The organism is Flavobacterium palustre, from assembly GCF_014639535.1.
GTDB lineage: Bacteria > Bacteroidota > Bacteroidia > Flavobacteriales > Flavobacteriaceae > Flavobacterium > Flavobacterium palustre.
The window spans coordinates 31,683-54,372 of sequence record NZ_BMGA01000001.1 but is presented as its reverse complement, the minus strand read 5'-3'; the positions used below and the strand labels follow the sequence as shown (position 1 = coordinate 54,372).

General features: G+C 35.3%; 19 protein-coding genes. All 19 read left to right on the top strand.

Going from position 1 to position 22,690, the window contains the following annotated elements:
• Nucleotides 1-12 precede the first annotated feature (12 nt).
• The 19 genes from IEV84_RS00240 to IEV84_RS00150 all read left to right on the top strand — a co-directional run bounded on the left by IEV84_RS00240 (nucleotide 13) and on the right by IEV84_RS00150 (nucleotide 22,639).
• Nucleotides 13-1,005, top strand: a complete 993-nt coding sequence (locus IEV84_RS00240; RefSeq protein WP_071183834.1) for a DNA-directed RNA polymerase subunit alpha — start codon at nucleotides 13-15, stop codon at nucleotides 1,003-1,005.
• Nucleotides 1,006-1,067: 62 nt separating this feature from the next.
• Complete coding sequence (rplQ, locus tag IEV84_RS00235) at nucleotides 1,068-1,547, top strand: 50S ribosomal protein L17 (protein WP_188491321.1); 480 nt, start codon at nucleotides 1,068-1,070, stop codon at nucleotides 1,545-1,547.
• A 182-nt stretch (nucleotides 1,548-1,729) separates the two neighbouring features.
• The gene (gene carA, locus IEV84_RS00230; protein WP_188491318.1) at nucleotides 1,730-2,830 is read left to right on the top strand and encodes a glutamine-hydrolyzing carbamoyl-phosphate synthase small subunit; all 1,101 of its coding nucleotides are present in this window, start codon (nucleotides 1,730-1,732) and stop codon (nucleotides 2,828-2,830) included.
• A gap of 219 nt (nucleotides 2,831-3,049) precedes the next feature.
• A complete protein-coding gene (gene eno, locus IEV84_RS00225; protein ID WP_066329339.1) occupies nucleotides 3,050-4,342 on the top strand; it encodes a phosphopyruvate hydratase in 1,293 nt (430 codons plus the stop codon).
• A 156-nt stretch (nucleotides 4,343-4,498) separates the two neighbouring features.
• Complete coding sequence (locus IEV84_RS00220; protein WP_188491316.1) at nucleotides 4,499-5,776, top strand: citrate synthase; 1,278 nt, start codon at nucleotides 4,499-4,501, stop codon at nucleotides 5,774-5,776.
• 85 nt (nucleotides 5,777-5,861) lie between these two features.
• Entirely contained in the window at nucleotides 5,862-6,797 is a 936-nt protein-coding gene (gene ctlX / locus IEV84_RS00215; RefSeq protein WP_188491315.1) for a citrulline utilization hydrolase CtlX, read from the top strand.
• Between the two features lie 39 nt (nucleotides 6,798-6,836).
• Nucleotides 6,837-7,202: a CoA-binding protein gene (locus IEV84_RS00210; RefSeq protein WP_188491313.1), complete on the top strand. Its 366-nt coding sequence runs from the start codon at nucleotides 6,837-6,839 to the stop codon at nucleotides 7,200-7,202.
• A 107-nt stretch (nucleotides 7,203-7,309) separates the two neighbouring features.
• On the top strand, nucleotides 7,310-7,930 hold the full coding sequence (recR, locus tag IEV84_RS00205) for a recombination mediator RecR (RefSeq protein WP_188491310.1): 621 nt from the start codon (nucleotides 7,310-7,312) through the stop codon (nucleotides 7,928-7,930).
• Nucleotides 7,931-7,999: 69 nt separating this feature from the next.
• Complete coding sequence (locus IEV84_RS00200) at nucleotides 8,000-8,788, top strand: polysaccharide biosynthesis/export family protein (RefSeq protein WP_188491308.1); 789 nt, start codon at nucleotides 8,000-8,002, stop codon at nucleotides 8,786-8,788.
• A 17-nt stretch (nucleotides 8,789-8,805) separates the two neighbouring features.
• Nucleotides 8,806-11,265, top strand: coding sequence for a polysaccharide biosynthesis tyrosine autokinase (locus IEV84_RS00195; RefSeq protein WP_188491306.1), 2,460 nt, complete (start codon nucleotides 8,806-8,808; stop codon nucleotides 11,263-11,265).
• 354 nt (nucleotides 11,266-11,619) lie between these two features.
• Nucleotides 11,620-12,603: an SDR family oxidoreductase gene (locus IEV84_RS00190; protein ID WP_188491304.1), complete on the top strand. Its 984-nt coding sequence runs from the start codon at nucleotides 11,620-11,622 to the stop codon at nucleotides 12,601-12,603.
• A gap of 76 nt (nucleotides 12,604-12,679) precedes the next feature.
• Nucleotides 12,680-13,048: a four helix bundle protein gene (locus IEV84_RS00185; protein WP_188491302.1), complete on the top strand. Its 369-nt coding sequence runs from the start codon at nucleotides 12,680-12,682 to the stop codon at nucleotides 13,046-13,048.
• 98 nt (nucleotides 13,049-13,146) lie between these two features.
• The gene (locus IEV84_RS00180; RefSeq protein WP_188491300.1) at nucleotides 13,147-14,538 is read left to right on the top strand and encodes a UDP-glucose 6-dehydrogenase; all 1,392 of its coding nucleotides are present in this window, start codon (nucleotides 13,147-13,149) and stop codon (nucleotides 14,536-14,538) included.
• A gap of 704 nt (nucleotides 14,539-15,242) precedes the next feature.
• Entirely contained in the window at nucleotides 15,243-15,707 is a 465-nt protein-coding gene (locus tag IEV84_RS00175) for a UpxY family transcription antiterminator (RefSeq protein WP_188492928.1), read from the top strand.
• Nucleotides 15,708-15,987: 280 nt separating this feature from the next.
• Nucleotides 15,988-17,277 carry a nucleotide sugar dehydrogenase gene (locus IEV84_RS00170; protein ID WP_188491298.1) on the top strand — a complete coding sequence of 430 codons (1,290 nt, stop codon included), beginning with the start codon at nucleotides 15,988-15,990 and terminating at the stop codon, nucleotides 17,275-17,277.
• Nucleotides 17,278-17,428: 151 nt separating this feature from the next.
• Entirely contained in the window at nucleotides 17,429-17,776 is a 348-nt protein-coding gene (locus IEV84_RS00165; protein ID WP_188491296.1) for a four helix bundle protein, read from the top strand.
• 91 nt (nucleotides 17,777-17,867) lie between these two features.
• Complete coding sequence (locus IEV84_RS00160; RefSeq protein WP_188491294.1) at nucleotides 17,868-18,872, top strand: mannose-1-phosphate guanylyltransferase; 1,005 nt, start codon at nucleotides 17,868-17,870, stop codon at nucleotides 18,870-18,872.
• An 8-nt stretch (nucleotides 18,873-18,880) separates the two neighbouring features.
• Nucleotides 18,881-19,927, top strand: a complete 1,047-nt coding sequence (gene rfbB, locus IEV84_RS00155) for a dTDP-glucose 4,6-dehydratase (protein ID WP_188491292.1) — start codon at nucleotides 18,881-18,883, stop codon at nucleotides 19,925-19,927.
• Nucleotides 19,928-20,215: 288 nt separating this feature from the next.
• Nucleotides 20,216-22,639 (top strand): SLBB domain-containing protein, encoded by a 2,424-nt coding sequence (locus tag IEV84_RS00150; protein ID WP_188491290.1) that lies wholly within the window; start codon nucleotides 20,216-20,218, stop codon nucleotides 22,637-22,639.
• Nucleotides 22,640-22,690 lie beyond the last annotated feature (51 nt).

The following is a 22,690-nucleotide window of genomic DNA, read 5'->3' as shown; positions in this document are numbered from 1 at the left end:
TAGTCGAAATTTATGGCAATATTTAATTTTCAAAAGCCCGATAAAGTTATCATGATCGATTCAACCGATTTTGAAGGTAAATTCGAATTTAGACCTTTAGAACCTGGTTATGGATTGACTGTTGGTAATGCACTTAGAAGAGTTTTGCTTTCAGCATTGGAAGGGTATGCAATTACATCTGTTCGCATAGAAGGTGTAGATCATGAGTTTTCTACTATTTCAGGAGTTGTTGAAGATGTTACCGAAATTATCCTTAATCTAAAACAAGTACGTTTCAAACGTCAAATTGAAGATATCGATAATGAATCAGTTTCTATTTCTGTTTCAGGTAAAGATCAGCTGACAGCTGGTGATTTTCAAAAATTTATTTCAGGTTTCCAAGTTTTGAATCCAGAATTGGTTATCTGTAATTTAGATTCTAAAATCAAATTAAACCTTGATTTAACAATCGAGAAAGGTAGAGGATATGTTCCTGCTGAAGAGAACAAAAAACAGAATGCTGCAATTGGAACCATATTTACAGATTCTATTTTTACTCCGGTAAAAAATGTAAAATATGCTATTGAAAACTTCCGTGTGGAGCAAAAAACAGATTATGAAAAATTAGTTTTTGAAATTAAAACTGACGGTTCTATTAATCCAAAAGATGCTTTGACTGAAGCTGCTAAAGTTCTAATTCACCATTTCATGTTGTTCTCTGACGAAAGAATTACACTTGAGGCTGATGAAATTGCACAGACAGAATCTTATGACGAAGAGTCATTACATATGAGACAATTGCTTAAAACTAAGCTTGTTGATATGGATTTATCTGTTAGAGCCTTAAATTGTTTGAAAGCGGCTGAAGTTGATACACTTGGTGATTTAGTATCGTTCAATAAAAATGACCTAATGAAATTCCGTAATTTTGGTAAAAAATCTTTAACTGAGCTAGATGAACTTGTAGCGGTTAAGAATTTAACTTTCGGAATGGATTTAGCAAAATACAAACTAGATAAAGAATAATTTACTTCATATTTTGCTCTCCATAGCGGATTGAAGCAAGATGAAGTTAAAATAAATTGGTCATGAGACACGGAAAAAAATTCAATCACTTAAGCAGACAGACTGCACATAGAAAATCTATGTTGGCTAATATGGCTTGTTCTCTTATCGAGCACAAACGTATTAACACTACTGTTGCTAAAGCAAAAGCGCTTAAACAATTTGTTGAGCCGCTTATAACAAAATCTAAAAATGATACGACTCACAACCGTCGTATTGTTTTTGCTAACTTACGTAGCAAGTATGCTGTAACTGACTTGTTCAGAGATGTAGCTGCTAAAGTTGGTGACCGTCCGGGTGGATACACTCGTATCATTAAAGTTGGAAATCGTTTAGGAGATAATGCTGATATGGCAATGATCGAATTAGTAGATTTTAACGAACTTTACAACGGAGGTAAAAAAGAAGTTAAAAAAGCAAAAAGCCGTCGTGGTGGTAAAGCTAAGAAAACAGAAGAAGCTCCTGCTGCAGAAGCTGATACTAATGCAGAAGCTGCTGAATAATTATGAAGATAATCATTCAATAAAATCAAGGATAAGCTATTTATTTAGTTTATCCTTTTTTTTTGATTTTTTGTTACATAAAACAGGCTGGTGAACCCTCTCCTTTTGAGATTTAAAATAATTTTTAAAATTGTTGCTTTCACTGCTTTAATGAATTAAATTTGCACCATATTTAAAAACAAATGAAATACACAACACGAAAAAGCGCCGTTCTATTGTTAAGTGACGGAACTATATTCCACGGAAAATCTATCGGAATCAGCGGAACCACTTTTGGTGAAGTTTGTTTTAACACAGGAATGACTGGTTATCAAGAAATTTTCACTGACCCATCTTATTTTGGACAAATCATGGTGGCAACTAACCCTCATATTGGAAATTATGGGGTTAATGACAATGAAGTAGAATCAAACGGAATTAAAATTGCTGGTTTGGTTTGTAAAAATTTCAGTTTTAACTATTCCAGAGTAGATGCTTCAGGAAGTTTAGAGGATTATTTTGCAAAACATGATCTAATCTGTATCTCTGATGTAGATACTCGTGCTTTGGTAAGTTATATTAGAGAAAATGGAGCAATGAACTCTGTAATTTGTACAGATGGTACTCCAATTGAAGAATTAAAAGCGGCTTTGGCTAAGGTTCCGGACATGAAAGGTTTGGAATTGGCTTCTAAGGTTTCAACTAAAGAGCCTTATTTTTATGGAGACGAAAATGCTAAGTATAAAGTTTCAGCTTTAGATTTAGGTATTAAAACTAATATTCTTCGTAATCTGGCTAAAAGAGATTGCTATATTAAGGTGTTTCCTTATGATTCATCTTACGCTGATTTAGCGTCTTTCAATCCAGATGGTTTCTTTCTTTCAAATGGTCCTGGGGATCCTGAGCCATTGGATGGAGCTATTCAGGTGGCAAAAGAAATTTTGGCAAACAATAAACCTTTGTTTGGGATTTGTTTAGGACACCAGGTAATTGGTTTGGCAAATGGAATATCTACTTATAAAATGTTTAACGGTCACCGTGGAATTAACCATCCTGTTTCTAATTTGATTACAGGTAAAGGAGAAATTACTTCTCAAAATCACGGATTTGCTGTAAACAGAGAAGAATTAGAAGCTAATGCGGATATGGAAATTACGCATCTTCACTTAAATGACGGAACTGTAGCAGGTATGAGAATGAAAAATAAAAACTGTTTTTCAGTGCAATACCACCCGGAAGCAAGTCCTGGTCCACATGATTCTTCTTATTTATTTGATCAGTTTGTAGAAAATTTGAAAAAATAAATTTTTGATATAAAGTATATTGAGCAGGCTAAACTTTTTTGTTTAGCCTGCTTTTTTTTGTCGAATGGCTTGGTTTGCTTCTTAAATTGTAAACTTTATTTTAAATTATGTTTAAAAAATGTTTTTATAACGTTTTCGTTGATAACGAATGAAAAAAATAGTGCTTTGTTTGAAAAACTTAGAATATATTTGTATCCGAAAATTTAAAAACTAAGTAATATGAGTATTATTATCAAAATTCATGCAAGACAAATTCTTGATTCAAGAGGTAATCCTACTGTAGAGGTAGATGTAATTACAGAAAATGGTGTTTTAGGTAGAGCTGCTGTACCTTCTGGAGCTTCAACTGGAGAGCACGAAGCTGTAGAGTTACGTGATGGAGGAAAAGCTTTTTTAGGAAAAGGAGTTTTAAATGCAGTGAACAATGTTAATACTGTTATTGCTGAAGAACTTGTTGGTACTTCTGTTTTCGAACAAAACTTAATCGATCAAATGATGATTGATTTAGATGGTACTCCAAACAAATCTAAATTAGGAGCTAATGCTATTTTAGGAGTTTCTTTAGCTGTTGCTAAAGCTGCTGCTGCTGAATTAGGATTACCTTTATACAGATATGTAGGTGGGGTTTCTGCTAATACATTACCTGTGCCAATGATGAATATCATCAACGGTGGTTCTCACTCTGATGCTCCGATTGCATTCCAGGAATTCATGATTTTCCCGGTAAAAGCTACTTCTTTCTCTCACTCTATGCAAATGGGTACTGAGATTTTCCATAACTTGAAAAAAGTATTACACGATAGAGGTCTTTCTACAGCTGTAGGTGATGAAGGAGGTTTTGCTCCAAACTTAGCAGGTGGTACTGAAGATGCTTTAGATACTATCAAATTAGCAGTTGAAAAAGCGGGTTATTCTTTTGGTGACGAAATTATGATTGCTTTAGACTGTGCTTCTGCTGAGTTTTATGTAGATGGTAAATACGACTACACTAAATTTGAAGGAGAAACTGGAAAAGTAAGAACTTCTGCTGAACAAGCTGAATACTTAGCTGAGTTAACTACTAAATACCCAATTATCTCTATCGAAGACGGTATGGATGAAAATGACTGGGAAGGTTGGAAATTATTAACTGAAAAAATTGGTGATAAAGTTCAATTAGTAGGTGATGATTTGTTTGTGACTAATGTTCAACGTTTGTCAACTGGTATTGAAAAAGGAATTGCTAATTCAATCCTTATTAAAGTAAACCAAATTGGTACTTTGACTGAAACTATTGCAGCAGTTAATATGGCTAAAAATGCAGGTTATACTTCAGTAATGTCTCACCGTTCAGGAGAAACTGAAGATAATACAATTGCTGACTTGGCAGTAGCTTTAAACTGTGGTCAAATTAAAACCGGTTCTGCTTCACGTTCTGATCGTATGGCTAAATACAATCAATTGTTAAGAATTGAAGAAGAATTAGGAAATACTGCTTATTTTCCTGGATTAAAAGCATTCAAAATAAAATAAGAATAGCAGATTGTTATTTTTTAAAAGCCGTTCATTTAAAATGAATGGCTTTTTTTTTGAAATTTAACAATATCACTGCTTTTTTCCCTTTTTAATTAATGTTATTATCCTTAGATTTGGTACATTATTAAGTGTAAAGATTTATTTCAAATTATTATGTCAAAAACAGCTATATTAGAAATTGATGGCAAGAAGTATGAGTTTCCTGTTATTAAAGGAAGTGAGAACGAAGAAGCAATCAATATTAACAAGTTAAGAGATTTAACAGGGGCAATTACAATTGATCCAGGTTTCAAAAATTCAGGTTCTTGTACTAGTGGAATTACTTTCTTAGATGGGGAACTGGGGATTTTACGTTACAGAGGATATGCTATTGAAGATTTAGCAGACAAAGCTAGCTTTTTAGAAGTTTCTTATCTTTTAATTTTTGGTGAATTACCAACAGCTGCTCAATTGGAACAATTTGAAACAGATATCAGAAAGCATACCTTAGTAAATGAGGAGATGAAAGGTATTATTGATGGTTTTCCTAAAACGGCTCACCCAATGGGCGTTTTAGCGGCTTTAACTAGTGCTTTAACTGCTTTCAATCCAAAATCTGTAAATGTTGAGAACGAAAAAGAATTGTACCAGGCAGTTTGTAAAACTATGGGTAAATTCTTAGTTATTGCAACATGGACTTACAGGAAATCTATGGGTTATCCTTTGAATTATTATGATAATACTAAAGGATATGTAGAGAACTTTATGAGATTAATGTTCGAATTGCCTACAGAGCCTTATAAGTCAAGTTCAGTTGTAATTGATGCTTTAGATAAATTATTTATTTTACACGCCGACCACGAACAAAACTGTTCTACTTCTACAGTAAGAATGGTAGGTTCTTCTCATGCAGGTTTATTTGCTTCTATTTCTGCCGGAGTTTCTGCTTTATGGGGACCTTTACACGGAGGTGCTAATCAGGCAGTTCTTGAAATGTTAGAAGAAATTCACCAAAATGGTGGAGATACCGAAAAGTATTTGGCTAAAGCTAAAGATAAAAACGATCCATTCCGTTTAATGGGATTCGGACACAGAGTTTACAAAAACTTCGATCCGCGTGCTAAGATTATCAAAAAAGCAGCTAATGAAGTTTTAGGAACTTTAGGAGTTGATGATCCAATTTTGGAAATAGCTAAAAAATTAGAAGCAGCAGCTTTAGAAGATGAGTATTTCAAAGCAAGAAATTTATATCCAAACGTAGATTTTTATTCTGGAATTATCTATAGAGCGTTAGGGATTCCTACTGATATGTTTACAGTAATGTTTGCTATTGGAAGATTACCGGGATGGATTGCACAATGGAAAGAAATGCGTGAAAACAAAGAACCTATTGGAAGACCAAGACAGGTTTACACTGGTGCTCCGTTGAGAGAATTTAAAAAACCGGTATAATTAAAATTATAACAAAGTAAAAGCTTCACTGAAAAGTGGAGCTTTTTTTTATCTTTGAAAGTTAGAATAAATAAAAATTTAATAAATGAAACAAGTTACAGATTCGGTTTTGATGATTCGTCCGGTGGCTTTTCGAATGAATGAGCAAACAACAGTAAATAATTATTTTCAAGAGGAATTGAGCGGAATGTTGCCAGCAGCTATAAACGCTAAAGCGCAACAGGAATTTGATGCTTTGGTAAGTCAGCTTCAGGAAGTGGGAGTGGAAGTTGTTGTGGTAGATGACACTCCGGTGACCGATACGCCTGATAGTATTTTTCCAAATAACTGGATTTCGTTTCACGATAATGGGGATGTGGTTTTGTATCCAATGTTTGCTGAGAATCGGAGAGCCGAACGCCGTGAAGATATTTTGGATATTTTAGAAGAAAAAGATTTTGTAATTGAAAATGTAGTTGATTTTACTTCGGCTGAAGAAGAGGGGATTTTTCTTGAAGGAACTGGTAGTGTCGTTTTGGACAGAGTGAATTCAATTGCTTATTGTGCTTTGTCTCCAAGAGCTAATGAGGAACTTTTTATTGAATTCTGTGAAGATTTTGATTATGCGCCGGTTATTTTTGAAGCTTTTCATACGGTTGATGGACGTAAGGAGTTGGTTTATCATACCAATGTGATGATGAGTGTAGGAGAACATTTTGCTGTAATTTGCGCTGATTTGATTGAAGATAAGCAGGAACGCAAAATGGTTTTGGAGAATTTACGAGCCAGCGGAAAAGAGGTTGTTTTAATTAATGAGCAACAAGTGGCGCATTTTGCCGGAAATGTGCTGGAGGTTTCAGGGACTAATGATAAAAGATATATTGTGATGAGCACCGCTGCGATGGAGTCGTTGAGTGCTGTGCAAAAAAAGCAGTTGGAGAAATACGGGACTATTTTGAATGCTAATTTGCAAACAATTGAAAGCTGTGGTGGAGGAAGTGCCCGATGTATGATGGCTGAGATATTTTTGCCTAGAGACTAGCTGGTTTTATTTTAGTACTTTTGTGAAAAATAATTCGAAATGAAAAATAAAAAAACTTTGGTTCTTGGAGCCTCTGCTAAGACTCATAAACCAGTGTTTAAAGCAATTGAACTGCTTGTTGAAAAAGGACATTCGGTTTTAGCGATTGGTCAAAATACAGGAGAAGTGGCAGGAATTAAAATTAGGACTAAAGCCATTCCTTTAAAAAATATTGATACTATTTCTTTGTATTTAAATCCTAAAAATCAACGGGACTATTATAATTATATCGTCGAAGCACAGCCTAAACGCGTGGTTTTTAATCCGGGAACAGAGAATCCGGAGTTGTACCAGCTTTTAGAATTGAATAATATCAAAGTGGATGTGGCTTGTACGTTGACTTTATTGGTTACTAATCAATATTAATTTTTGTAATTTAAGAGAAATATCAAAGCCATTTTTGTAAAGAAGATGGCTTTTTCATTTTAGGGATTTGTAATTATTTCAAAAAACAAATTGTTACATTTGCAACTATGGAATTTTCTTCAAAATTATTAGAAAAAGCAGTCAATGAAATCTCGCAATTGCCCGGAATCGGCAAGCGAACGGCTTTGCGGTTAGTGTTGCATTTGTTAAAACAGCCTAAGGAACAAACCGGTTTTTTAACTCAGGCTTTAGTTGCTATGCGTGAGGAGATTAAATTTTGCGAAAGCTGTCATAATATTTCAGATACAGCAATTTGTGAAATTTGCAGTAATACCGGGAGGAATCATCAATTAGTTTGCGTTGTCGAAGATATTCGCGATGTGATGGCAATTGAAAATACGGGGCAATTTAAAGGGGTATATCATGTTTTGGGAGGGAAAATTTCGCCAATTGACGGAGTGGGACCCAGCCAGTTAAAAATTAGTACTTTGGTCGAAAAAGTGAAATCGGGGAAATTGAGTGAAGTTATTTTTGCACTGAGTTCTACGATGGAAGGGGATACCACTAACTTTTATATTTATAAACAAATTGCCGATTCGGGAATTATAATTTCAACCATCGCACGCGGAATTGCTGTAGGAGATGAATTAGAATATGCTGATGAAGTTACTTTAGGAAGAAGTATTTTGCAGCGTTTGCCTTTTGAAAAAGCTATAAAAAATAATTAATTGGTTTAACACAAACGATGCTTTTAATATAATAAATGAAAAGCTATATTTGTTATCTAAAATAATAAAATGGGTAAGTATCTATTTGGTTTATTACTAAGTATTAGTGTGTTGTTTTCTTCCTGTATTTCAACAAGGGATTTGGTTTATTTGCAAAATAAAAACGAAACTAATGCTGAAACATCCATTTCGGCAGTGGTGTCTAAGCCTTATCGCCTGCAATCTAATGATGTTTTAAGTATCAGTATTAAGGCCAATGATCCTAAGTTAGTTGAGATTTTTAGCACTACAAGCAGTGGAGAATCCGGTAAATCCGAAGCTGCTTTGTATTTTAGTGGTTTTACAGTGGATGATCACGGGAATATCAGAATGCCTGTTTTGGGAGAATTAAACGTAATAGGTTATACTCTGGATGAAGTCAGGCAACGTATTGAAAAACAATTGTTAGCCGAATATTTTAAGAAAGAAGCTAATATTTTTGTGATAGTAAAATTGGCTGGTTTTCGTTACACTATTAATGGCGAAGTAGGAAGCACGGGTACTAAAACCTTGTTTCAGGAGCATGTTAATATTATGGAAGCTATTGCTAATTCAGGAGATATAACTCTTTTAGGGAATAGAAAAGCAGTGACCATTATACGGAAAACACCAACAGGAAATGAAATGCACAATATTGATTTGACCAATGCTAATGTGGTGAATTCGCCTTATTATTATTTGCAACCGAATGATTATATTTATGTAAAGCCACTCAAGCAAAAAACCTGGGGAACGGGTAAAACAGGGATAGAATCTTTAGGTACCATTTTAACATTGATTTCTTTAGGAACAACTGTTTTGTTATTATTAAAAAGATAAAAACACATTTTAAATAAATGTTAGATATAAAAGATTTTTCCATTTTTGAAAACCAGGTTAGTTTTGACTTCAAAGGTTTACTGATAAAAATACTGAGCTATTGGAAATGGTTTTTAATTAGTTTGATCATTACCTTCACTATTGCTTATCAGGTAAATATTCGTAAAGAGAAAATTTACGAAATGGGAACTTTGATATCCGTAAAGGAAGAAAATAATCCGTTATTTACTTCTAATACCAGCTTGACTTTCAACTGGGGTGGTGTTTCAGATCAAATGCAAACCATCTTGACTACTTTGCAATCCCGATCTCATAACGAATTAGTGGTTGATCAATTACAGTTTTATATCGATTATCTGGTACAGGAAAAGTACAATATGGTGGATGCTTATGGAGCTGTTCCGTTTTATGTGGCTATTGACAAAAACAAAGGACAGCTTTCGGGGGCTTTGATTGCTATTCAATTTTTAAGTGAATCGGAATATCAAATTAAAATTACTTTCGAAGGGAATTCGGCTTCATTAATTACCTATTCTGACAATTCGTACGGTTCTACAGCGGTGGCTGTTGGTGATTTTGTTAAAAAATACAAAGTAGGCGAACAGGTCTCTCTGCCGTTTTTACATTGGAAATTAGAAATAAAAGACAATCCTGGAAATTATAAAGGCAAAGAATACTTTGTAAGATTCAACGATTTTAATGCCGCAGTTTCGCGTTACCGGGGAATTAATGTTAGTGCTGATGAGAAAGGAGCTTCGATACTCAGTTTAAAATTACAGGGAACCAATAAGGCTAGAATGGTGGAGTATCTCAATGCCACGGTCAATATGCTCATGAAGAGTCAGTTGGATAAAAAAAATCGATTTGCAACTAATACCATTGCTTTTATTGACAGTACTCTTGTGGCTATGGAATCGCAATTAAAGACTGCCGGAGAAGAATTAAAGTCTTTTAAGAAAGGAAAAGACGTTTTTAATATTGAAGACGGAGGAGCTAAATTTTCGGATAAAATTCTTCAGTATGATCTTGAAAAAGATGCTATTGTTCGAAAAATAACCTATTACAATTCGCTTAAGGCTTATTTAAAAAACAGTGTTGATTATTCCAGACTTCCCGCTCCATCAGTGGCAGGAATTGAAGACCCTAATATTGTGGCTAATATATCGAAGTTGATAGCGCTTTCTACGCAGCGTTCGGAAATGGCTTATGCGGTAAAAAGCGATAAGATATTCCGGGATTTTGACAATCAAATGGAAGCGGTTAAAAGTGTTTTATTAGAGAATATAGCTTCCGCAAAAGCGTCGCTGCAGTTTGACTTAGGATTGGTAAACAGCAAAATCAATCAGGCCGAAGGCAATATTAAACAATTGCCTGATGATCAACAGGAGTTGGTTAAAATAAAGCGAAAATACGATTTAAGCGATAATATTTACAGCACCTTTCTTCAAAAAAGAAGCGAAGCTGATATTGTTAAAGCAGCTAATTTATCTGATATTCATTTTATAGATCCCGCTAAAGATGTGGGAGGCGGATTGATTGGACCTAATTCTTCTGTCAATTATGTTTCGGCACTTTTTCTGGGAATCTTAATTCCGTTGCTTTTTATTTTTGTGCTTTTTTTTATAAATAATTCGGTTCAAAATGCAGAAGATGTTAGTAAACAAACCCAAATTCCGTTAATTGGAGTGGTAGGAGTGTATAAGGAAGAAGGAGAATTAGCCGTTTTTGATAAGCCTAAATCTGCTATGTCCGAATCTTTTAGAGCCATACGGTCTTCGTTGCAGTTTTTGTATAAAAAGCAGCATGTTGAAGGAGCTAAAACGCTTATGATAACTTCTTCAGTTAGTGGGGAAGGGAAGACTTTTTGTTCGATTAATATTGCAACCGTTTTTGCGCTAAGCGAAAAGAAAACAGTAATTGTTGGATTGGATTTGAGAAAACCGAAATTGTCTCAGGAATTTAATTTGTCGAATGATGTTGGTGTGGTAAACTATTTAATTAAACAAAAAAGTTTAGATCAGATAGTCAATAAAACAGCGATTCCTTATCTGGATGTTATTCTTTCGGGACCGGTTCCACCGAATCCTTCGGAGTTAATTATTGGCGAAGCTATGGCAGAGTTGATGGAGGATTTAAAGAAACAATACGATTATATTATTCTCGATACGCCTCCTGTTGGTTTGGTTTCCGATTCTTTGGAATTAGGGCAATATGCTGATGTGACTTTGTATATAGTACGCCAAAATATCACCAAGAAAGAAATGATTCCGTTATTAAATAATCGTGTAAAACGCGGCGAAATGAATAATGTGAGCATTATTCTGAACGGTTTTGAAAATAAGGCAAAATACGGATCGGCTTATGGCTACGGTTACGGCTATGGCTACGGTTATGGTAATTATTCGAATGGCTATCACGAAGAAGAAAAACCGAAAGGATGGATTGCAAAGTGGAAGGAAAAGATTAGAAAGGTTTAGTGCATGTTTTAGATTTATTAAAAAAAAGAAATTTTCTTTTCCCCTCCCTAAAGGGCAATGTCATTAAGTTAAGGATACGTCTGTTCGAGTTGGCTTACAATTTGCGATAGAAAATCGTAAGCCAGTATCGAGAACTCTAGTTTAAACAAGACTTCTCGATACAATTTTAAATAATAAAGCTACCGCATTATTATTTAAAATCACTCGAAGTGACGACAAAAAGCTTAACTTAATGACATTGCTCTAAAGGGTGGAAAATTTCTTAAGACGCATCAGAAATTCATTCTTTTGGAATTGGGGGGATTAATTTGATGAATTTTAAATAGGTTCTAGGTGGCAAATTTTAAATAGAAAATGAGAGAAATAACAAAATATACCATTTTGATAACAGGTGGAGCTGGTTTTATTGGTTCCAATTTGTGCGAGTATTTTTTGTCCAAAGACAATAAAGTGATTTGTCTGGATAATTTTGCTACAGGACATCGTCACAATTTAGCAGCTTGTATGGACAATCCAAACTTTCTTTTGGTTGAAGGAGATATACGGAATATTGAAGATTGTAAAAAAGCAGTTCAGGGAGTTGATTATGTGTTGCATCAGGCGGCTTTGGGTTCGGTTCCGCGTTCTATAAAAGATCCTGTTACTACGAATGATGTTAATGTTTCGGGTTTTTTGAATATGCTTCAGGCGGCTACAGAAGCGAAGGTTAAGCGTTTTGTATATGCAGCCAGTTCTTCTACTTATGGGGATTCAGTTGGATTGCCAAAAGTCGAAGAAGTTATTGGAAAACCGCTTTCGCCCTATGCGATTACCAAATATGTGAACGAATTGTATGCAGAGATTTTTAGTAAGACCTATGGAATAGAAACGATAGGTTTGCGTTATTTTAATGTTTTTGGAAGAAAACAGGATCCTAATGGAGCTTATGCGGCGGTAATTCCGAAATTTGTCATGCAATTGATGAATCACGAAAGTATTACGATTAACGGGGATGGGAATTATTCCCGTGATTTTACCTATATCGACAATGTGATTCAGATGAATGAATTGGCGATTTCGACAGATAATACGGAGGCGGTGAATACTGTTTATAATACCGCTTACGGAGACAGGAATACGCTGAATGATTTGGTGGGTTATTTAAAAGAATATTTGAGTAGTTATGATTCTGAAATTGCTAATGTGGGAGTGATTCACGGTCCTAACAGAGCAGGTGATATTCCGCACTCATTAGCAAGTATTAATAAGGCAAAAGAATTGTTGGGCTATAATCCGCAGTATTCTTTGCAGGAAGGATTAAAGATAGCAGTTGATTGGTATTGGGATAATTTGAGATAGAGTTGTGAGTTGTCGGTTCTCAGTTGTGAGTTGACAGTTTGAAAAGCAATATTATTATCATTAAACTTGGAAGTAGGTGAAAAGTTATAAAGATTTAGATATTTATACCATCGGAATGGAATTGTTTTACAAAACTCATTCTTTATCTATGCAATTGCCTAAATATGAACTTTATGAATTGGGAAGTCAAATTAGAAGGTCTTCCGATTCTGTAGTGACAAATATTGTGGAGGGATATGGGCGTAGAAGGTATAAAAATGATTTTATTAAATTTTTGGTTTACTCTCACGCAAGTAATTTAGAAACACTTAATCATATTGAAAAGATAGTCAATTTGTATCCTTATTTGGCTGATGATATTAAAATGCTTTATGAAGGATATGATGTTTTGGGAGCCAAAATTTTTTCTTTCCTGAAGTACGTAGAAGAACATTGGAAAATATAAATATGTTGTCAGTTTTGGGTTGTCAGTTAGTAGATAACGATAACAGATAACCCAAAATTGACAACCCACAACCGATAACTGATAACAGAAAAAAATAAATGAAAATTACAAAAATTTGTTGCATTGGAGCTGGCTATGTTGGAGGGCCTACAATGGCAATTATAGCACAAAAATGTCCGCAGATACAGGTAACGGTAGTGGATTTGAATGAAGAAAGAATTGCGGCCTGGAATGATGCAGATGTTAATAATATTCCAATTTACGAACCGGGGCTTTCTGAAATAGTGAAGGAAGCAAGAGGACGGAATTTATTCTTTTCTACAGCAGTGGATCAGGCAATCGATGAAGCGGAGATGATTTTTATTTCGGTGAATACGCCAACAAAAACCTACGGAAAAGGAAAAGGTATGGCGGCCGATTTAAAGTACATTGAGTTGTGCGCCAGACAAATTGCCAGAGTTTCCAAAAGCAATAAGATTGTAGTAGAAAAATCGACTTTGCCGGTGCGAACTGCGGAAGCAATAAAAAGTATTTTAGATAATACCGGTAACGGAGTGAAATTTCAGATTCTATCCAATCCTGAGTTTTTAGCCGAAGGAACAGCAGTGCAGGATTTATTGCATCCGGATCGAATTTTAATTGGTGGTGATACTACGGCAGAAGGACAAAAGGCCATTCAGGCATTAGTGGATGTGTATGCGAATTGGGTTGCGGTTGATAAAATTCTGACTACCAATGTTTGGTCTTCGGAATTGTCAAAACTGACTGCCAATGCTTTCTTAGCACAAAGAATCTCTTCCATCAATGCGATGTCTGAACTTTGTGAGAAGACCGGAGCTGATGTCAATGAGGTAGCGAGAGCTATTGGAATGGACAGCCGAATCGGACCTAAATTCCTTAAAGCTTCGGTAGGTTTTGGAGGCTCTTGTTTTCAAAAAGATATATTGAATTTGGTTTACATAGCTAAGTCGTATGGTTTGCAGGAAGTAGCCGATTATTGGGAGCAGGTGATTATTATGAATGACCACCAAAAAAGACGTTTTTCAGATACTATTGTGAAAACACTTTATAATACGGTTTCTGATAAAAAGATTGCTTTTTTAGGTTGGGCTTTTAAGAAAGATACCAATGATACACGGGAATCAGCGGCTATTTATGTGGCTGATGATTTGATTAATGAAAATGCGAAAATAGCAGTTTATGATCCTAAAGTATCAAGAAAAAAGGTGTTAGCCGATTTGGATTATTTGCAAACAAGAACAGCTGATGAAAATGCGAAAAGCATCTTGTCGTTTGAAAATCCTTATGAGGCCTGTTCGAATGCTCATGCGGTAGCAATTCTTACTGAGTGGGACGAATTCGTTGCTTACGACTGGCAAAAAATCTACGATGCAATGCAAAAACCAGCTTTTGTTTTTGACGGAAGAAATATTTTAGACAAAGCGGTTTTGGAGAAGATTGGTTTTGTATATCAGGCGATAGGCTCTTAAAACTAGATTGTAAATTGGTCTTGACGGATTTGGATGTAATTGGTTCTCGATATAAATTTTCAGAAAAAGCTGTTTGCATTTTTTGAAAATCCACTCGAACTGACGAGGTGATGAACTGATGTCTGTTTTCGTCACTTCGAGTGTTTTTGGCTTAAAAGTGTTTCAATTGAAGCGGGGTTTAATAAGCCAAAAATGTATCGAGAAGTTTTGTGTGCAGGATGGTTCTCAGCTCAAACTTACGGGAAAACTAAAAATTTTAAAGTGAGGTGTTTTTAAAAAGAGGGAGATTAGTTCACTTTAAAAATTACTCTAGCTGACGGTTGATGACCTTATGACGTTTTTGCTAAAAATAGTTCTCGATACAATTTTTAAAGCGGTTCTTTTTGTTAAAGATGAAAATTAGTTGGCTTTAAAAATCACTCGAACTGACGCTAAGTTGTAACTAACTGACGGTTTGTAGTCTGGTATCTGCTTCGTCACTTCGAGTGTTTTTATGGAGTGAAACGGAATAAAACGTATCGAGAAGGTTTTATAACAGAATTGTTCTCGATGCCAATTTTTTGAAAAAGCTGTTTGTGTTTTCTTAAAATCTACTCGAACTTACGCTAAGCTTTAAAGAACTGACAAAATTTACAGTCAAAAAACAATTTCAGCCAAGGGTATATTAAGAACTTTATATTTCTATTTCAATGCAGAAAGAAAAAATGAATTGGTATGTGGTTTACACAAAACCGAAGTGGGAAAAAAAAGTAGCAGAACAACTGATCCAAAGGGGTATTGATTGCTATTGTCCTTTGGTTACTCAAATAAAACAGTGGTCGGACAGGAAAAAAAAGGTAGAAGTGCCTCTTTTTAATTCCTATATTTTTGTCCGCTTAGCTGAAAAAGACCGGAATTTAGTTTTTCAGTCATCAGGGGTGGTTCGTTATCTTTTTTGGCTGGGAAAGCCGGCAATTGTAAGGGATGATGAAATTGATACCATTCAGAAATGGCTTAGTAACCCGGATCAGTATGAAATTGCTGTTACTTCGATACAGGTAGGAGATAAGTTAATCTTAGAATCAGGGCCTTTTAAGTCTCAGGAGGCGATTGTTCAGGAGGTCAATAAGAACAATTATGTTTTGGTATTGGAATCTATGGGTTGTGTTTTGAAGGTTAAAATGAAATAAGAGGGGATTTTTCCTTTTTTTGTTTTTATTAAAAATGGAAAGAAAGTTCTTATGTTGTTGTTTGTCTGGTTTTTAATGCCTTTTAACCGTAGCTTTTTGGTTGTTAATGTTTTTAATTTATTATTTTTCTTTCAAATTTTAAATATTTATAGGAATTCAGCTTTTTGTCGTTTATATTTGCAGGCGAAAAAAAATTGGATTTCTGCCCCATTTTATGTGGGTTGGAACCGCGAAGCGTTGGAGTATATTCTCGTATTTCAGCTAAAAATAGTATAAATCAATGGATTGTAGTTTGAAAATAGCAGTTATCGGTTTGGGTTATGTGGGCTTGCCATTGGCTCGATTGTTTGCTACAAAATACGCTGTTGTAGGATTTGATATTAATGAAAAACGGATAGAAGAACTACGTTCAGGGATTGATACTACTTTTGAGGTGGAAGCAGTTGCTTTGAAATCGGTTTTAGTTTCAAATGAGGAAATTAAAAAACAAAAAGGACTGTACTGCAGTTCTGATTTAAAAGACATAGCCGACTGCAATTATTATATTGTAACGGTACCAACTCCTGTCGATAAAAACAATCGTCCTGATTTGACTCCTTTGTACAAAGCCAGTGAAACTGTGGCAAAAGTTTTGAAAAAAGGAGATATTGTCATTTATGAGTCAACTGTTTATCCTGGGGTTACAGAGGAGGAATGTGTACCCGTTTTGGAAAGAATATCAGGATTGCAATTTAATGTTGACTTTTTTGCAGGCTATTCTCCTGAGCGAATCAATCCGGGTGATAAGGAACATACTGTAGATAAAATTCTGAAAGTTACTGCAGGTTCTACTCCTGAAACAGGAAAAAAAGTAAATGAATTGTACCAGTCTGTAATTACTGCCGGAACACATTTAGCCCCATCTATAAAAGTAGCCGAAGCAGCCAAAGTAATCGAAAATTCCCAACGAGACATTAATATTGCTTTTGTCAACGAATTGGCTAAAATATTCAATTTAATGGATATTGATACCCAGGCGGTTTTAGCAGCAGCAGCAACCAAATGGAATTTTTTACCATTTAAGCCGGGATTAGTTGGCGGGCATTGCATCGGGGTGGATCCTTATTATTTGGCACAAAAAGCACAGGAATTAGGCTATCATCCTGAAATTATATTGGCAGGACGACGATTGAATGACAGCATGGGTGATTATGTCGCGGCACAAGTGGTCAAATTGATGATTAAAAAAGGAATTTCGGTTAATGGAGCCAGATTATTAATGCTTGGAATTACTTTTAAAGAAAACTGTCCTGATGTTCGCAATACTAAAATAGTTGATGTGATTAAAGCATTGCAGGAATACGGAATTTCAGTTACCACATTTGATCCGTTAGCGAATCCAGATGAAGTGAAAAAAGAATATCAGCTAAGCACAACAAGTCTGATACCACAAGAGAAATTTGACGCTATAGTACTAGGAGTAGCGCATACTTCTTTTTTAACTATGGATTTGTCAACACTTCGAAAACAGAATAGTATTATTTATGATGTTAAGGGGATTTTAAAGGCTAATGTGGATGGAAAGTTGTGATAGTCGTCCATCGAAAATCGTCCATCGAAAATCGTCCATCGTCTATCGAATAGCGAACAACGAATAGCGAACAACGAAAATTGTCCATCGTTGATTGAACAACGAACAACGGCCATCGAACAATGACTATCTAACAAGGAAAAACGAAACAATGGAAGCTAATTTAGAAGTTTGGAAAGTTTCTCACCAATTGGTATTGGAAGTCTATAAAATAACCCAAAGGTTCCCTGAATCAGAACGTTTTGGTTTAATTAGTCAGGTCAGAAGAAGTGCTTCCAGTGTGCCAACTAATATTATTGAAGGACAAGCAAGGCAATATAAAAAAGAGTTTATCCAGTTTTTGTATATATCAAAAGGATCATTAGAAGAAACTAATTATCATTTATTTTTGTCAAAAGAACTTGGTTACATTTCTGATAATGATTATAAGTTGTTGTTTGACTTATGTAATAGGATTAAAATGATGTTATATAAATTGATTAAGTCGCTTCAGGTTTAATCGTTAATCGTTCATCGTTTATCGTCCACCGACTATCGAACAACGAAAAATGAACAGCGAATAACAACCATCGAATATCGAACAACGAAAAATGAAAAAACACAATATTATACATGTTATCCTTACCGGAGGAGTAGGGAGCCGTTTATGGCCTTTGTCGCGTAAAAGCAGACCTAAACAATATTTAGAAATATTTGAAGGAAAGTCTTTGTTTGAATTAACAGTAGAGCGTAACAGTGCTATTGCTGATAAGGTCATTGTAGTAGGAAATACCGATAATTGTCATTTGAGCAGAGCTATTTTAGAAAAGAAAAATGTACCTTATCTGGATATTGTTGAATCTACGCCAAGGAATACCGCTGCAGCCATTGCTTTTGCAGCTTTAGCAGCTGATCCGGATGATATTTTAATAGTTACCCCGATGGATCACATTATCGAAAAGAAAGAGCTTTACGATGAGGCAGTAAATGAAGCCATTCAAAAAGCATTAAAGGGGCATATTGTTACTTTTGGAATTGTGCCTACCAAACCCGAAACCGGTTATGGCTATATAGAGTCTAAAGGTGAAAATGTATTGTCATTCAGGGAAAAACCCAATTTGGAGACGGCCAAAAATTTTATTGCCAAGAAGAATTTTTTATGGAATAGCGGGATGTTTTGCTTCAAAGCCGGAGTCTTATTGGATGAATTGAAACATTTTCAGCCTAAAGTCTATAAAAAAGCGAAAAAAGTCTGGGAGCATAATCAGGATGGGAAATTAGACCTGGACTTGTCATTGGAAATCCCGTCTATCAGTGTGGATTATGCCGTGATGGAGCGTTCTAAAAAGATAAAAGTAATACACTCTCAGTTTCTTTGGTCTGATTTGGGTTCTTTTGAATCGGTTTATGATTATTTATTGTCTAAAGGACATCCCGTGGATGAAAATGGTAATATGGTAATAGGGGTTCAAAATTTTACCGCTTTCATAGGTATGAAAAACACCATTTTGGTTGCTACTGAAAATGCTAATCTGGTTTTGCAAAAAGAGTATTCACAGGATGTGAAGGATTTGTATAATGAGTTAGAAACACAAAATTCAGAATTATTAAATTAATAAATAAGATGAAGAAAATTTTGATAACGGGTGGAGCCGGATTTATCGGATCGCATGTAGTAAGACGTTTTGTTACGAAATATCCGAAATACCACATTTATAATTTAGATGCCCTTACTTATGCAGGGAACCTGGAAAATATTAAAGATATCGAAAATCAGCCTAATTATACTTTTATCAAAGGAGATATCGTTGATGCCACTTTTATAAACGAACTTTTTTCAGAGCATTATTTTGACGGCGTATTGCATTTGGCAGCAGAATCTCATGTTGACCGTTCTATCGAAGATCCGTTGGCATTTGTAAAAACCAATGTTATCGGAACCATGAATTTACTGAATGCTGCAAAAAATCAATGGAAAGATAATTTTGAAGGCAAACGATTTTATCACATCAGTACTGATGAGGTTTATGGTTCTTTAGGGGCTGAAGGACTTTTTACAGAAACGACTCCTTATGATCCCAATTCTCCCTATTCGGCTTCAAAGGCAAGTTCCGATCATTTCGTGAGGGCTTATGGGGAAACTTACGGCTTGCCTTATGTTTTAACCAATTGTTCTAACAATTACGGTTCCTATCATTTTCCTGAAAAATTAATTCCGCTTTTTATTAATAATATCATCAATAATAAATCCTTACCGGTTTACGGAGATGGTAATTATACCCGTGACTGGCTTTTTGTTGAAGACCATGCTATCGCCATTGATTTGGTATTTCACGAAGGTAAAAATCACGAAACTTATAATATTGGTGGTTTTAACGAATGGAAGAATATCGATTTGGTGAAATTATTATGCCAGATTATGGATCAAAAATTAAGCAGGGAAGCCGGTACTTCGGAGCAATTGATTACTTATGTAAAAGATCGTCCGGGACATGATTTGCGTTATGCTATTGATGCTTCTAAGATTAATAAGGAACTGGGTTGGAAACCTTCAGTGACTTTTGAAGAAGGTTTGGAAAGGACCATTAATTGGTATCTGGATAATGAGGCATGGCTTCAGAATGTAACTTCCGGTGCTTATAAGGATTATTATCAAAAACAATATTCATAAGCAGTATCATCAGTTAATTCGGCAGCCGTCAGTTCGAGTTTTTTTATAAAATAGCGGTAGCATTTTTATAAAAATGTATCGAGAACGATGGTTTACGATAGGCTTCTCGATACGCTTCGCTACTCGAAGTGACGTTCTCATTTTTCGGAAAATTTACTAGAACTGCTTCGCCTGTTCGCTTTCAGCTCGGGTGACGAAAAATAAATAATCTAAATAAATTACCCTTAGGAGGTATTCCTAAAATAAAAATTCTGTTTCGAATTTTGTAATCGAAAAAAAACATTTAAAATGAAAAAAATAACGGCTGTCTTTTTATTCTTTTTTACATTTTTATTTAGTTATCAGTCCCATGCTCAGGATATACTTAAATCCAATGATTTGAGCACGGTAAAAGTGGATTATTTATCGGATACTGATATTGCCAAAATAAAGGCGCAGTTACAAAGTAATAATATGACTATTGAACAGGCTGAACCGATGGCTTTATCAAAAGGCATGAGTGTTACTGAATTTGCAAAATTAAAGGCTAGATTAAACGGAGCTTCAGGAACTGCTTCAACTACAAAGAATACGGACAGCAGTAATGGGAAGGGAACTAATTCCGGACGCACTCAGGAGAAAATTGTCAATAAGAAAGTAAAGGATACTGTAAATGCTTTGATATTCGGTTCGGAGTTGTTTGATAATCCAACCTTGAATTTCGAACCCGATTCGAATTTGGCTACTCCGGTAAATTATATTTTAGGTCCCGGTGATGAATTACAGGTGAGTGTGTATGGCGTACAGGAATTTAATGCGAGTATTCCCGTAAGTGTGGAAGGGAAAATTGCCATTCAGTATGTAGGCCAAATTTCAGTGGCAGGCATGTCTATTGAAGCAGCTACCCAAAAAATAAAAGCAGCTATTGCCAGAGTATATAGTACCGTGCCATCGGGGCAGTCTCAGGTAAGCGTTAGTTTAAGCCGAATCCGAACCATCAAGATTACGATAGTGGGTGGAAAACAGCCGGGGAATTATTCGATATCTTCTTTGGCAACAGTTTACAATGCTTTGCATTTGGCCGGAGGTCCGGGTAAAAACGGCAGTTACCGTAACATCGAATTGATCCGAAATAATAAGGTCTATAAAAATATCGATATTTATCGCTTTTTGGTTAAAGGTGATCAGTCTGATAATGTAACTTTGAAAGAAAACGATGTGATTCGCATTCCGGTTTATACCCAAAGAGTTACTGTGGAAGGTCAGGTAAAACGTCCCGGGATTTTTGAGATGAAAAGAGGAGAGAAATTTTCCGACTTGTTGAATTTTGCTTCAGGCTTTAATGAATTCGCTTATACGGCATCTGTAAATGTTATCCAAAAAACAGGAAAAGAGTTTAAGGTTAAGGATATTAGTGAAAAAGAATTCGCTTCTTATACGCCGCAGTCAGGCGATGTTTTCAGAGTTACTAAAATTTTAAACCGATTTGAAAACCGTATTAAAATCGAAGGGGCTGTTTTTAGACCGGATTATTATTCTTACAATGAAGGCATGCGAATTTCGGATTTGATTCAAAGAGCCGAAGGTTTAAAGGAAGATGCTTATACTAAAAGAGCCCGAATTATCCGTTTGAAATCGGACTTAACAACTGAAATAGTCAATGTCGATTTAGCTGCTGCTTTATCGGGAGATGCGAATGCGGATATTGCTTTGAAAAGGGAAGATGAGGTAACCATTTATTCTGTTTTGGATTTCAAGGAAGAGTATAAAGTTACGATTGATGGTGAGGTAAAAAATCCGGGAGAATACGAATATGTTGATAATCTAAGTTTGAATGATTTAATTGTTCAGGTGGGCGGATTAACCGGTTCTGCTTCTAAAAAAGTAGAGATTGCCCGAATGATCAAATCGGATGAAATCGATGATGCTAATCCAAAGCGTATTGAACTGCTTGAATTCGAAATTACAGCCGACAACAACGAGCAGGTAAAGAACTTTGTTTTGAAACCCTTTGATGTGATTAATATCAGAAGAATGGCTGTTTACGAAAAGCCGCAAATGGTTAAAATTAGCGGTGCTGTCGTTTATCCTGGGAAATATGTGTTGGCTAATAAAAAAGAATCGGTTTATAATGTCGTGATGCGTGCAGGAGGATTAAGCCCTGTTGCTAATATAGATGGGATGAAGATTCTAAGACCCATCAAGCAGGAACAAATTGACAAAATTGAGAGTATCGATTTGAATTTAGCTAAAAATGATACGCTGAAAGATAAATTCGTAAAAAAATTAAAAGAAGAAGCAAAATTTGCCGTAATCCCTTTAGACTGGAAAAAAATTGAGAAAGACAAAGAACATTACTCTAATGTTACTTTATTTCCAGATGATGAAATAGTGGTTACAACCTTCAATGAAGGGGTTAAGGTGACCGGAAATGTATTGTTGAACTCTGAAATTCCGTATCGCAAAGGAAAGTCATTCCAATATTATTTAAGTTCAGTAGGTGGTGTAGATGCAAAAGGATGGAAAAAGAAAGCCTACATTATTTATCCAAATGGGAAAGCCGATGTTACGGGTTCTTTCTTGTTTTTTAGATCTTATCCTAAAGTTTTACCCGATTCTCAAATTGTAGTACCGGAAAAACCGGAACGCAAGAAATTAAGTGCCGGCGAATGGGTTGGTTTTGGAAGTGTGATTTCCAGTTTGGCATTGTTAATTATTACCGCTTTTAAGTAGAAATTCAGTTGTCGGTTGTGAGTTGTCTGTTGTCAGCGACAGTTCTAAACA